The organism is Asanoa iriomotensis (assembly GCF_016862515.1).
GTDB lineage: Bacteria > Actinomycetota > Actinomycetes > Mycobacteriales > Micromonosporaceae > Asanoa > Asanoa iriomotensis.
Genome location: NZ_BONC01000006.1, coordinates 22,790 through 35,472 on the forward strand (window position 1 = coordinate 22,790; position 12,683 = coordinate 35,472).

General features: G+C 72.3%; 14 protein-coding genes. 5 read left to right on the forward strand and 9 right to left on the reverse strand.

All coding sequences use genetic code 11. From position 1 onward, the window contains the following. The first annotated feature begins 88 nt into the window (after positions 1-88). Positions 89-835: an endonuclease/exonuclease/phosphatase family protein gene (locus Air01nite_RS06415; protein ID WP_203700952.1), complete on the forward strand. Its 747-nt coding sequence runs from the start codon at positions 89-91 to the stop codon at positions 833-835. Between the two features lie 419 nt (positions 836-1,254). Here the strand turns inward: Air01nite_RS06415 and Air01nite_RS06420 are convergent, their stop codons facing one another. After that, entirely contained in the window at positions 1,255-1,650 is a 396-nt protein-coding gene (locus Air01nite_RS06420; protein ID WP_239090533.1) for a nitroreductase/quinone reductase family protein, read from the reverse strand. Between the two features lie 96 nt (positions 1,651-1,746). Between Air01nite_RS06420 and Air01nite_RS06425 the strand changes: the two genes are divergently transcribed. Next, complete coding sequence (locus tag Air01nite_RS06425) at positions 1,747-2,298, forward strand: DUF899 family protein (protein WP_203700955.1); 552 nt, start codon at positions 1,747-1,749, stop codon at positions 2,296-2,298. Here the strand turns inward: Air01nite_RS06425 and iolD are convergent. The 7 genes from iolD to Air01nite_RS06460 form a co-directional block, all read right to left on the reverse strand. After that, complete coding sequence (iolD, locus tag Air01nite_RS06430; RefSeq protein WP_203700956.1) at positions 2,210-4,090, reverse strand: 3D-(3,5/4)-trihydroxycyclohexane-1,2-dione acylhydrolase (decyclizing); 1,881 nt, start codon at positions 4,088-4,090, stop codon at positions 2,210-2,212. The genes Air01nite_RS06425 and iolD overlap by 89 nt on opposite strands. After that, the gene (gene iolB, locus Air01nite_RS06435) at positions 4,087-4,965 is read right to left on the reverse strand and encodes a 5-deoxy-glucuronate isomerase (RefSeq protein WP_203700957.1); all 879 of its coding nucleotides are present in this window, start codon (positions 4,963-4,965) and stop codon (positions 4,087-4,089) included. Before iolB ends, iolD begins: the two co-directional genes overlap by 4 nt. After that, a complete protein-coding gene (locus Air01nite_RS06440) occupies positions 4,962-5,834 on the reverse strand; it encodes a Cgl0159 family (beta/alpha)8-fold protein (RefSeq protein WP_203700958.1) in 873 nt (290 codons plus the stop codon). Before Air01nite_RS06440 ends, iolB begins: the two co-directional genes overlap by 4 nt. Further along, positions 5,834-6,781, reverse strand: a complete 948-nt coding sequence (iolC, locus tag Air01nite_RS06445) for a 5-dehydro-2-deoxygluconokinase (protein WP_203700959.1) — start codon at positions 6,779-6,781, stop codon at positions 5,834-5,836. Before iolC ends, Air01nite_RS06440 begins: the two co-directional genes overlap by 1 nt. Further along, positions 6,778-7,659 carry a TIM barrel protein gene (locus Air01nite_RS06450; protein ID WP_203700960.1) on the reverse strand — a complete coding sequence of 294 codons (882 nt, stop codon included), beginning with the start codon at positions 7,657-7,659 and terminating at the stop codon, positions 6,778-6,780. Before Air01nite_RS06450 ends, iolC begins: the two co-directional genes overlap by 4 nt. Positions 7,660-7,664: 5 nt before the next feature. Then, positions 7,665-8,711: a Gfo/Idh/MocA family protein gene (locus Air01nite_RS06455; RefSeq protein WP_239090534.1), complete on the reverse strand. Its 1,047-nt coding sequence runs from the start codon at positions 8,709-8,711 to the stop codon at positions 7,665-7,667. A gap of 97 nt (positions 8,712-8,808) precedes the next feature. Further along, a complete protein-coding gene (locus Air01nite_RS06460; RefSeq protein ID WP_203700961.1) occupies positions 8,809-9,762 on the reverse strand; it encodes a sigma-70 family RNA polymerase sigma factor in 954 nt (317 codons plus the stop codon). A gap of 107 nt (positions 9,763-9,869) precedes the next feature. Between Air01nite_RS06460 and Air01nite_RS06465 the strand changes: the two genes are divergently transcribed. From Air01nite_RS06465 to Air01nite_RS06475, 3 genes are all read left to right on the forward strand, one after another. After that, positions 9,870-10,415 (forward strand): dihydrofolate reductase family protein, encoded by a 546-nt coding sequence (locus tag Air01nite_RS06465; protein ID WP_203700962.1) that lies wholly within the window; start codon positions 9,870-9,872, stop codon positions 10,413-10,415. A gap of 97 nt (positions 10,416-10,512) precedes the next feature. Next, positions 10,513-11,487: a hypothetical protein gene (locus tag Air01nite_RS06470; RefSeq protein ID WP_203700964.1), complete on the forward strand. Its 975-nt coding sequence runs from the start codon at positions 10,513-10,515 to the stop codon at positions 11,485-11,487. A 9-nt stretch (positions 11,488-11,496) separates the two neighbouring features. Further along, positions 11,497-12,348 (forward strand): hypothetical protein, encoded by an 852-nt coding sequence (locus Air01nite_RS06475; RefSeq protein WP_203700966.1) that lies wholly within the window; start codon positions 11,497-11,499, stop codon positions 12,346-12,348. Here the strand turns inward: Air01nite_RS06475 and Air01nite_RS06480 are convergent, their stop codons facing one another. Beyond that, positions 12,349-12,639: a ScoMcrA-related endonuclease gene (locus tag Air01nite_RS06480; protein WP_239090536.1), complete on the reverse strand. Its 291-nt coding sequence runs from the start codon at positions 12,637-12,639 to the stop codon at positions 12,349-12,351. It lies immediately after the preceding gene. Between the last annotated feature and the right edge of the window lie 44 nt (positions 12,640-12,683).

Below are 12,683 nucleotides of genomic sequence, written 5' to 3' on the forward strand. Positions count from 1 at the left end.
CGGCCATCCGGCGCGGGATCGGCCGCGAATCGAGGTTGTGAGCGGCACATCGGGTGGTCGCTCGTGGACGGAGCGTGGGGAGGGGTCGATGTTTCGTCGCCTCGGCCGGTGTCTCACAGCGTTCGGGATAACCGCCAGCCTCGTGCTCGCCGTCGTGGACGTCAGCCACGCCCGGGGGCCGCGGCTGCTCGACATGGTGCAGATGAACCTGTGCAACAGCGGATGGGCCGGCTGCTACACGGGCCGGTCGGTGGCCACCGCGGCCGCGGTGATCCGGGCCGAGCGGCCCGACGTGGTGACCCTGAACGAGATCTGCCGCGGCGACGCGGACGCGCTGGCCCGCGCGGGCGGGATGGCGGTCGCGTTCCAGCCCGCTGTCGACCGCCGGATCGGCCAACCGATCGTGTGCCGCGACGGGGAGCCGTACGGGATCGGCCTGCTGGTGCGGGCGCCGGGCGACCAGCCGGCCCGTGGCGGCACGTACCCGGTCCAGGATCCTGGTGGCCCGGAAGGGCGCGCCTGGCTGTGCGCGCCGACCGCCGGCGGGTTCGTCGCCTGCACCACCCACCTGGTCAGCACGAACCCGTTCGTCGCCCTCGCGCAGTGCCGGCACTTCTTCACCGTCGCTGTCGCGGCCTTTCCGGGCCGGGTGGTGGTCGGCGGCGACTTCAACCTCGGCGACCTGACGCCCTGCCTCCCGCCGAACTACGTGACGGACTCCGACGGCGGGGTGCAGCACGTCGCCGTCGCCGGCGCGGCACGCACCGGCCGGCAACGCGTGATCGACATGGCCGGCACGACCGACCATCCGGCGTTGTCGGTCACCTGGCTCTAGACGATCTATTCCGAGGGATTGCAGGCGATGTGGTTGACCCTCTGCGCTTCGGGCTGTTCGGCTTCGGGTTGTCCGGGCTGATCATGTGCGGCTGGTCAGCCCGGGATGGGTGCGCGTCGAATGATCCGGTGCGGTTGGTCTGCGCGACACGCCGCCGGGTCACCTGATCCCGCACACCCGATCAGGCAGGTGGGGTGTCCTGATCCGGTGAGGTTCACACGATGATGAGCCGGTCCGGTCCGGTCCGAGCCGGTCCGAGCCGGTCCGGTCCGGTCCGAGCCGGTCCGGCCTGACCCGAGCCGGTCCGGCCTGACCCGAGCCGGTCCGGCCTGACCCGAGCCGGTCTGGCCCGACCCGAGCCGGTCTGGCCGATCGACATGGCCGGCACCACCGACCACCCGGCGCTGTCGGTTAGCTGGTTATAGCGGCTCGAAGACCACGACGGCGGTCTCGCGGGAGCGCAGGGCCGCGTACCCGTCGAGGTTCTTGTCGACCGTGCTCCACAGCTCCCACAGCCGGACGCGCTCGTCGCCCGACGCGGCGCGGGCGCGGATCGGCTGGGGGCCGCCGCCGAGGTCGATCCGGGCCTCCGGATGTGCCTTGAGGTTGAGCCACCAGGCCGGCTCGGGCTCGCCCCAGCCGTTCATGGCCAGCGTGGTGTAGCGCGGACCGTCCAGCAGGTAGGCGACGATCACGCCGCGCTCGCGACCCGTGCGCCGGCCAGTGGTGGTCAGGCGCAGCAACCCGTACTTGTTGCCGCGCGGCCGGGACAGGCCCAGCCGGCCGCCGCTGCCGCGGTAGATACCGCGATGCACGGCCCATGCGCTGCGAACGACCCAGCGGGGCGGAACCCGGGCGGGTTTGGTCTCCGACATTGCTCCAGAGTGGCCGACCCGAGCAACCCCTCGTACATGAGGAACCTGCCAGAGGTCGTCTCGTTCGACGGACGGCCGCAGCTCGTCATGCACCACTTCATGTTCGGGCCCGACTGGGATCTCGCCTGCCCGAGCTGTTCCTCCGCCGCCGACCAGATCGGCCGGCTGCGGCAGTTGCACGTCCGCAACACCACGCTGGTCGCCGTGCCGCGGGCGCCCTACCCCAAGCTCGCCGCCTACCGCGAGCGGATGGGCTGGGTGTTCCCCTGGTACTCGTCGTTCGGCAGCGACTTCAACTACGACGACCGGGTCGCGCCGGTGCTGCTGCACTTCCGCACCGAGGCCGAGCTGGCCCAGGTCGGCACGCCGTGGTCGGGCAGCCCGTGGACACCCGACCTGCGCGGCACGGAGATGCCGGGCATCAGCGCCTTCCTGCGGAACCACTCGGCCTGCAGGTCGGCGGCCCGGCGATGCGCGTACCCGATGAATACCCGACGGACTAGTTCGACGGGTCGAGCAGCGGCCGCTGGGCCTTCTTCTCCGCGACGTAGGTCTCGTAGGCCGCCCGCGTGGTGTCCAGCTCGCTGACCTGGCTGACCGGGACGTCCCACCACGAGTCGCTGTCCGGCCCGTGGACGGTGGGGTCGGTCTCGACGTGGATCACGACCGGGCCGCCGTCGGTCGCCTTCGCGTCCTTGATCGCCTGCTCCAGCTCGGCCCGGCTGCGCGCCTCGATCACGGTGGCGCCGAGGCTGCGGGCGTTGGCGGCCAGGTCGATCGGCAGCTTGCCGCCGTCGAGGCGGCCGGTCTCCGGGTCGCGATAGCGGTACGCCGTGCCGAACCGCTGTGAGCCGAGCGACTCGGACAGCGAGCCGATCGAGTGGAAGCCGTGGTTCTGCACGATCACCACGATGATCTTGACCCGTTCCTGGACGGCGGTGACCAGTTCGGTCGGCATCATCAGGTACGAGCCGTCGCCGACGAGGACGAACACGTCCCGGTCCGGGGCGGCCAGCTTCACGCCGATGCCGCCCGGGATCTCGTAGCCCATGCAGGAGAAGCCGTACTCGACGTGATAGGCCTTGCGGTCTCGGACCCGCCACAGCTTGTGCAGGTCGCCGGGCATCGACCCGGCCGCGCAGACCACCACGTCGCGCGGGTCGGACAGCTCGTTGACGGCGCCGAGCACACTCCCCTGGGTGAGCACGCCCGCGGCGGTCGTCCCCGCCGCCGGATGGTAGGCCGCCTCGACCTTGGCGTCCCAGTCCCGCCAGAGGCCCGCCTGGCGGTCGCGATAACCAGAGTCCACTGTGTAGCCGGAGAGGGCGCCGGTCAGTGCCGTCAACGCCTCGCGGGCGTCGCCGACCACCGCAAGGCCCGCCAGCTTGCCCGCGTCGAAGCCCGCCACGTTGACGTTGACGAACCGGACCTCCGGGTGTTGGAAGGCGGTGCGCGAGGCGGTGGTGAAGTCGCTGTAGCGCGTGCCGACGCCGATCACCACGTCGGCCTCGCGGGCCAGCGCGTTGGCCGCCGTCGTGCCGGTCGAGCCGACGGCGCCCATCGCCTGCGGATGGCCGTGCGGCAGGGAACCCTTGCCGGCCTGGGTTTCCGTGACCGGGATGCCGGTCGCGGCGGCGAACGCCGCCAACTCGGCCTCGGCGCCCGAGTAGTGCACGCCGCCGCCGGCGACGACGATGGGCGTGCGGGCGCCGCGGACGATCGCGGCGGCGTCCTCGATGTCGACGGTGTCGGGCCGCGGGCGCCGGATCCGCCAGACGCGCGCGTCGAAGAGCGATTCCGGCCAGTCGTACGCCTCCGCCTGCACGTCCTGCGGCAACGCGATCGTCGCCGCACCGACCTCCGCCGGGTCGGTGAGCACCCGCATCGCACCGAGCAGCGCGGCGGGCAGCTGCTCGGGCCGGTCGACCCGGTCGAAGAAGCGCGAGAGCGGCCGGAACGCGTCGTTGACCGTGACGTCCCCGGCCTGCGGCACCTCGAGCTCCTGCAGCACCGGCCCGGCGACTCGGGTCGCGAACGTGCCCGACGGCAGCAGCAGCACCGGGAGCCGGTTGACCGTGGCCAGCGCCGCGCCGGTGAGCATGTTGGTCGAGCCCGGACCGACGGAGGCGGTGCACGCCCAGGTCTGGAGCCGGTCCTTCTGCCGGGCGTACGCGACCGCGGTGTGCACCATGGCCTGCTCGTTGCGGGCGAGCACGTAGGGGAGCCCGTCGTCCTGCAGCAGCGCCTGGCCGAGGCCCGCGACGTTGCCGTGGCCGAAGATCCCGAGACAGCCCGCGAACAGCTTCTCGCGGTGGCCGTCCCGGGACGTCCACTGGTTGCGCAGGAAGCGCACGACGGCCTGGCCAACGGTGAGCCTCATCGGCGTCCTCCGATCGGGAGACGGGGATCGACGGCCTGGCCGGCCCAGGTCCCACGCACCCAGCCGTGCGCCGGGTCGTCGCAGATCAGCCAGGCGCGGGTGGCGCCGGGACCGGCCATCACGTTGAGGTAGTAGAGGTGGTAGCCCGGCGGCGCCATCGCCGGGCCGTGCCAGCCGTGCGGCACGAGCACCACGTCGCCGGTGCGGACCTCGGCGAGCACGTCGATCGGCCGGTCCGCGGTCCCGTAGACGCGCTGGTAGCCGACCGGGTCCCCGACGCCCTCGACCGAAGCCGCCACCTCGAAGTAGTAGATCTCCTCCAGCGCGGTCTCCGCTCCGGGCCGCTCCTCGTCGTGCTTGTGCGGCGGATACGAGCTCCAGTTGCCGGCCGGCGTGATCACCTCGCACGCGATGATCGAGTCGGCATCGAGCACACCGGGGATGCCGAAGTTACGCACCTCCCGCGAGGCGGTGCCGGCCCCGCGCAGCTCGACGGGCACCTCGGCCGCGGCCAGATAAGAGAACGGCAACGACTTGCGCGCCTTGGCACCGCACAGCGCGACCCTTGCCGTTCCCGGCCCGGGGTTGTGCACAGTCAACACGTCGTCGCGGGGCACGTAGGCCACATCGGTAGGGCCGGCGAAGACGTTCGCGCGCCCGGCGAGGCGGGTCCCGTTGACCGCGGGGCTCCCACTCAGCGGAACCACGACGAACTCGCTGTCAGTGGTCCGCAGCGAAACCTCGTCGCCCGGCGCGAGCGTGACCACCCGAAGGCTGGTGTGCTCCCAACCGTCGACCACGTCGGTGATCGACACCTCGAACGGCCCTTCGACGGCCGTCCCAAGTGGTCGCACCCAGCGGGCGTTGTCGCTCATCCGTGCACCAGACCCGCCGCGGTGTCCACGGCCGCGGCCACGTCGCCGTCCGGCGGGAAGAGCAGCGCCCGCCCGACCACCAGACCCCGGACGGCGGGCAGGTCCAGGGCGCGACCCCAGGCGGCGTACGTCTCGTCGGGATGACCGCTCGGGTCGCCGCCGAGCAGCAATGTCGGCAGCGTCGTGGCGTCCATGACCCGCGGCAGGTCGTCGACGACCGGCAGCTTCAGCCACGTGTGCCGGCTGGTCGCGCCGAGCCCCGCCGCCACGTGGATCGAGGTGATGGTCGAGTCCGGGTCGAGCAGGTTGCGCACCTTGCCGTCGTCGCGGACCGACAGGAACGGCTCCACCATGGCCATCAGGCCGTGGTCGGCCAGCGCCGTGATCGCCTGCCCGCCGGCCTCCAGCGTCGCCGCGGTGGCCGGGTCGCCGAGGCAGATCCGGGTCAGCATCTTGCCGCCGTCCAGGCCGCGGGCCACGATCTCGCCGGGCGTGTACGCGGTGAACCGGTCGTCGAACTCGAACACCGCACCCTGCAGGCCGCCCCGGTTCATCGAGCCGATCGCCACCTTGTTCTCCAGGGCGCCCATCAGCAGCAGGTCGTCGAGGACGTCCGGCGTGCCGAGCACCCCGTCGACACCGGGCCGGGACAGCGCGGTGGCGAGACGGGCCAGCAACGCGGTGCGGGACGCCATGGCCAGCCGGTCGCCCCGGACCCCGAGCGCGGCGCGGGCTGGGTGGTCGGCGGCCACGATGAGCAGCCGGCCGTCCGCGCCGACGAGGTCGCGGCGTTTGCGGGCGGCCCAGCCGTCGACGATCCGGCGCGGTTCGCGTACCCGGATCTCGGTCAACCCGGCGATGTCCGTCATCATCCATCCTTCTGGGCGATCATCGCGTCGACCTCGGACGAGTACGGCATGGCGCTGGAGCACTCCAGCCGCGAGGCGACGATCGCGCCGGCCACGTTGGCGAACGTCAGCGTGCGGCGCAGGTCCCACCCGCCGATCAGCCCGTGCACGAGCGCACCCCCGAACGCGTCGCCGGCGCCGAGGCCGTTGACCACCTCGACGGGGAACGGCGGCACCTCGACCCGCTCGTCCGCGGTAGCGGCGAGCACACCCTTGGGGCCCTGCTTGACGATTGCCAACTCGACGCCGCGCTCCAGCAGCGCGTCGGCCGCGCGCTGCGGGTCGGTCTCGCCGACGGCGACGGCGCACTCCTCGCGGTTGCCGACGGCGACCGTGACGTGGTCCAGCGCGCGCCCCACCTGGGCGCTCGCCTCGGCCGGGTCGGGCCAGAACATCGGCCGGTAGTCGAGGTCGAGCACGGTGTGGCTCCGGCGGCCGCGGGCCTGCCAGGCGGCGAAGTGCGCGGACCGCGACGGCTCCTGTGACAGGCCGGTGCCGGTCGCCCAGAAGACGGCCGCGTCGCGGACCGCGTCGACCGGGATCTCGGCAGGCTCGACCAGCAGGTCCGGCGCGGTGGGCCAGCGGTAGAAGTAGAGCGGAAAGTCGTCCGGCGGGAAGACCTCGCAGAAGGTGACCGGTGTGGGCGGACCGTCGACGGGGGCGACGAACGCGTCGTCGACACCGAACTCGCGCAGTGCCTTGTGGACGTAGCGGCCGAAGGCGTCGCGGCCGGTGCGGGTGATGATGGCGGCCCGGCGGCCGTGCCGGGCCGCGGCAACCGTCACGTTGGTCGCGCTGCCGCCGAGGAACTTCTCGAAGTGCTTGACGTCCTCGAGCCCGACGCCGTGCTCCAGCGGGTAGAGGTCGACACCGCATCGGCCGATCGCGACGAGGTCGTACGCCGTCATCGGTCGACCTTCGTCGTGGTGCCCAACAGCCAGTCGATGCTGGCCCGCACGGCCTCGACCGGGCCGTCGGCTTCGGAGGCGGAGAGGATCGTGTCCTGTTCGAGGACGTACCAGCCCTGGTAGCCCGCGTTCTCCAGCGCCGTGACGATCGCGGAGAGGTCGACGTCGCCCTGGCCGAGCGGCACGTACATGCCGGCCGCGACCGCGTCGGTGTAGGTCGCCGACCCGGCGCGGACCTGGGCGGCCCAGTCGGTGCGGACGTCCTTGAGGTGGACGTGCGCGATCCGGTCGGGATGCGCGCGGGCGACAGCGACCGGGTCGCCGCCGCCGATCAGCAGGTGACCGGTGTCGAGGCAGAGGCCGACGCGGCTGCCGGCGAGGACACGGGCGGTCTCGGCGCCGCTCTCGACCAGCGTGCCGACGTGCGGGTGCAGGGTGGCGGCCAGCCCTCGGGCGGCGGCCGCGTCGGTGATGCGGTCGAGGTTGCCGAGCAGGGTCGACCAGCCGGCGTCGTCGAGGACCGGGCGGTCGTCGTAGCCGTCCTGGCCGGTGGCGGCGGCGATCACGACGGTCGAGGCGCCGGCCGCGACGAGGCCGTCCATCGCCTGCTGGACGGCCGGGAGCGGGTCGTGGTCCGCGTCGTGCAGCACGACCGGGACGAACTGGCCGACGGCCGCCAACCCGTAGCGGCTCAACGTCGCCGCCTTGTCGGCGGGCGCGTCCGGGAGGAAGCCTTCGGGGCCGAACTCCGTCGCGGCCAGGCCCAGCTCGCGCATCTGCCGCAGCACGGTCTCCGGCGGGAGCTGGTGGCCCCAGCCGGGCACCTCGCAGACGCCCCAGGAGATGGGTGCGCCGGCGATCCTCCGGGTGATGCTCATCGGTCCTACAGCCCCTTGACCTCGGTGAGGGCGACCGCGCGATGCTCGGCCCGGGACAGCTCGCACGCCTCGGCGACGCGGAAGGCCTCGAGCGCGTCGCGGACCGTGCACGGCGAGGGCCGCTCACCCCGGGCGACGTCCGCGAACGCGGTCAGCTCCGCGCGGTAGGCGGGCCCGAACCGTTCCATGAAGGACCATTTCCGCGGCCCGCGCGGGAAGTCGACGCCCTCCTCGGCCGAGTCGAGGGCCAGCGAGTCGTCCAGCCCGACGGCGATGCTGCCGCGTTCGCCGAGGATTTCCATGCGTACGTCGTGGCCGGCGCCGTTGTAGCGGGTCGAGGACACGAGTGCGAGCGTCCCGTCGTCCAGGGTCAGCACGGCCGCGCCGGTGTCGACGTCGCCGGCCGCCGCGAAGAAGGCGGCGCCCTTGTTGGCGCCGGTCGCGTACACGGTCGCGACCTCTCGCCCGGTGACGAAGCGCAGGATGTCGAAGTCGTGCACGTTGCAGTCGCGGAAGATGCCGCCGGAGGTCGGGATGTACGCGGCGTGCGGCGGCGCCTGGTCGTTGGTGTTGGCCCGGATCGTGTGGACGAAACCGAGCTCGCCGTGCGCGACCGCGGCCCGCGCCCGCTGGTAGCCGGCGTCGAAGCGGCGCTGGAAGCCGACGTGCACCGGGACCTCGCCGGCCGCGACCAGGTTGGCCAGGTCGATGGTCTCGTCGAGGGTGGCGGCCACCGGCTTCTCGCAGAAGGTCGGTATGCCGGCCGCGATGCCCGCCCGGAGCAGCGCCGCGTGGCCCGGGGTGGGCGTGGCGATCACGAGGCCGTCGATGCCGCTCGCCAGCAGCGCCGGCGCGTCGTTCGCGATGCCCGCGCCCACCTGGTCGGCGAGCGCCTTGGCCGCCGCGGGCACGGCGTCGAACAGGACGAGGTCGTCGACGAAATCCAGCGCGGCGAGGGTCCTGGCGTGGAACGCCCCGATCCGTCCGACACCCGCGAGCCCGATCCGCATCCGCTTCCGTCCCTTGCTGTCGCCTTCGCGTCGGGCTGCCATGTTTGCCGCTGCGCCGATTGCCTGTCAAGGGTTTGTACTAACATACTGCCATGACGACAAGATACTAGCTTGTGGACGCTGGGTGACCATCGGGCGACTAGGGTGTCGGGATCGCGCGGGGCAGTCCGAAGCGGGCCAGGTGGCCGTTCTCGAAGCGGGTCAGAGCGCTGATCCGCCCGCCGTCGAGGGTGAGCACGTAGAGGCCGACGCCGTGGCTCTGGCCGTCCTGGGTGCGCAGGTAGGCGCCGAACGCCGGCTGGCCGTTGGCACGGGTCGCGACCAGGTCGAAGCGGCGGCCCGCGGCGAAGACGGTCCGGCTGAACTCGGCGACCGCCGCGCGGCCCTCGTACTCGAAGGGGATCGGCGGCATCGACATGAACACGTCGTCGGTGAGCAGCGCGACCAGCCCGTCGACGTCGGCCGACTGCCAGGCGGCGACGAACCGGGCCACCACGGCCTCCTCGGGCCCCGGCGTGGGCTGCGCCGGCAGGGCGGCGCGGGCGCGCTTGAGCGCGCTCTTCACCGACTCGACCGTGGTGTCGAGCATGTCCGCGACCTCGGCGGCGTGGAAGCCGAGCACGTCGCGCAGCACCAGCACCGCCACCTGGCGCGGCGGCAGCGTCTGCAGCGCGGTGACGAACGCCAGCGAGATCGACTCGGCCTGCTCGTAACGGGCCTCCGGGTCGAACACCGTGTCCGGGATCGGTTCCAGCCAGACCACCTCGCCCAGCCGGGACGGCTCGGGTGGGTCGACGTGCGGCACGTCCCACTCCTTGGCCGGGCGGCGGGCGGCCGACCGGCGGGCGTTGAGGCACCGGTTGGTGGCGATGCGGTAGAGCCAGGTGCGCGGCGCCGCCCGGCCCTCGTACCCGGTGATGCCCTGCCATGCCGCCAGCAGCGTCTCCTGCAGGACGTCCTCGGCGTCCTGTATCGATCCGAGCATCCGGTAGCAATGGACCAGCAGTTCCCGGCGGTACGGCTCCGTCAGCTCGCGGAACGCCTCGCCGTCGCCGGACCGCGCTCGCGTGATCACGTCGGTCACGTTTCCCATCCTTTCGCACTCACGGGTACGGACACCGGCGCGCGGCGAAAAGGGGCGCCGCCCCCTTCAGGTCGTGAGCGGTGTCGGTACCGGGTGACACCGGAAGGAGCACAGCCATGGGAAAGATCATCGTCAGTCACAACGTCACGCTCGACGGCGTCGGGCAGGACCCGACGGGGGAGGAGGGCATCGGCGGGTGGGCCAACCGGCTCAGCGACGACGACCGGGCCGCGTGGGCCAAGGTCGAGCAGGAGGAGGCGATCGCGTCGACGGCGATGCTGCTGGGCCGGCGCAGCTACGACTGGTTCGCCAGCCGGTGGGTCACGCGCACCGGCGAGTGGGCGGACCGGCTGCGGGACCTGCCCAAGTACGTCGTCTCCACGACCCTGACCGAGCTGCCGTGGCCCAACACGACAGTGATCGCGCTGGCCCAGGTCGAACAACTCAAGAGCCGGATCGACGGCGACATCGTCGTGTACGGCAGTCAGCAGTTGGCACACGCGCTCTTCGACCGTGGCCTGGTCGACGAGGTGCGCCTGATGGTTTATCCGTCCGTGGCCGGCGCGGGCGACCGCCTCTTCGCCTCCGCGACGGCCCTGCGTCTCGTGGACTCGCGGAGGATCGGCGACAACCTGGCTTTCCTCACGTACCGGACGGACTAGCCACTCCGGGTCACCAACGGTGGCACCCACCCCTTATGGTGTGGTCCCGTCTGTGGCCGACCGCGGCAACAGACTTCGATCTTCGGCCGAGGCGACCATGACCGATTGGACCCAGAACTATCCCAATCAAGGCGGCTGGGTGCCGCCCGGTGGCTACGAGCCGCCGCTGCACCAGCAGGCCGATCCGTTGGTCAGCCCGACCTACGGCGGCTGGTGGCAGCGCGGCGTCGCGATCGCCCGCCGCGGCTGGAAGCCGATCGCGCTGGTGCAGGTGGTCGGCCTGGCCGTCGCCCTCATGGTCCAGGCGCCGGTCGCGGTGTACGGCGCGCTCATCTCCGACGACCTCCAGCGCGGGTTGACCACCACCAACGACGTCGGACAGCTCGACATGGGCCCGCTGTTCGGCCTGTTCGGCTTCACCATCGCGGGCGCGCTGCTCAGCGTCATCGTGACGGGCATCGTGACGCTCGCGGTCGTGCACATCGGGGCGAGCGTCGCCGTCGGCGCCCCCGTGCGGATCGGCGACTCGCTGCAACTCGCCGTCCGGCGGCTCCTGCCGATGATCGGGTGGCAACTGCTCGCGGTCCCGATCTTCGTCGTCGGCCTGTGCCTCTGCGTGCTGCCGGTCTTCTACGTGTGGGCGGTGCTGGCCGTGCTTCCGGTCGTGGTCGCGGTCGAGCGGACGAACGCGATCGGCCGCTGCTTCACGCTCTTCCACAAGGACTTCGGCGCGTCGGCGGGCCGGCTGGCCACCATCATCGGCCTGACCATCGGCGTGAGCATCCTGAGCGCCATCGTCGGCGGCGTCTTCCAGGCGGTGGCCAGCGCGTCGCTCACCGGCGACACCGCGATCATCGTCGGCTCGATCGTCTCCACGCTGGTGGGCGCGGTGCTCGGCGGCGCCCTGGCGATCCTCGTCGCGCCGCTGACGCTGGCCGCGTACGCGGACATGCGTGCCCGGGTCGAGCCGACCAACGCGCTGACCATCACCTACGCCCTCGGCATCACGCCGCCACCCGCGCCGTGGTCGCCCGCGCCCGGCCTACCGACGTACCCCCCGCCGCAGCCTTAGTCTTCTCGCATGCCGAACGCCGCCGCGGAATGGGCCGCCGCCCAGGTCGCGGCGGCGCGCGACGATCCGGGCCGGCGCATCGCGCTGCTCGCGCGGACCTACCGAGGCCCGTTCGGGCGCGCGCCGCGTCACGTGCCGTTCCGCCGCGCCGCCCTGTCGTTCATGCGGTGGCAGGCCGACCGCGGTGTGCTCCACCCGGCTTCGGGCAGCCCCTGGTGGCGTGCGGTCAACGAACGGCTGCTGGTCGACGGCTGCGAGGCGATGGCCCGCTCGGGCGGCACGCCGGGCGCGTCCACCTCGCCGACCGTCGACCTGTGGCTGTCGTTCATCGAGCGACCCACACCACCGCACTGGTACCGGGCACACAACGCCAGCGTCGTCGCCGGCTACCTGGACCACCGGGCGCTCGCCGACCAGGAACCGGAGCTCGAACGCTTCTTCCTCAACGTCGCCCTGCTCCGGGTGCTCTACACCCACGCCCTGGTGTCGGCGCCGCGGCTGGCACTCGGCCGGCTCGCCGTGCTGGGTCGCTTCCTCGGCGACCCGCGCCTCGGCATGGCCGGCGTCTTCCTCGCGCTGCGCCGGATCCTGCCGGACACCTACCCGCCGCCGGGCGAGCTGCGGTCCTATCTGGACCGCGAGAACAAGCTCGGGCGCACGCTCGACTACGGCGTCATCCAACCCCGACTGCAGCGGTTGTACGAGTGGTCCGCCACCGAGTTGGACCGCCCGGAGCTGTGCGACCTCGTCCGCGACGGCAATCCGGTCTACGCCTGGTCCTATGCGGACCGGCACGTCTGGGCCGCACCGGGCGGCGCGTGGCCCCGTCTGCTCGCCCGCGCCACGGCGCCGCGGCCGTGATCAGGTGTGCTCGATGGTGAAGCCCATCCGGTCGAGCACCTTCACCGCACCGCTCTTGCCGCCCTCGAAGTCACCCGAGGCCAGCTTCTCGCCGGTGGCGAACTCGTACGCCGTGCCCAGGATCGCCTTCGGTGGATAGCGGCGTCCGTCCCGGACGAGCTGGTACGTCGTGGTGGGTGCGAAACCGTGCGTCGCGAAGAACCTGTCGGGCCCCAGCCGGTCGTACTCCTCGAGCGCGCGCACGACGTTGTCCTTGTCGACCCGGTCCCAGGCGGGAGTTTGTGCCATCATCTGCCCCCAACGTCCATCTGGGTGGTATGCCAGGAGGCACACCG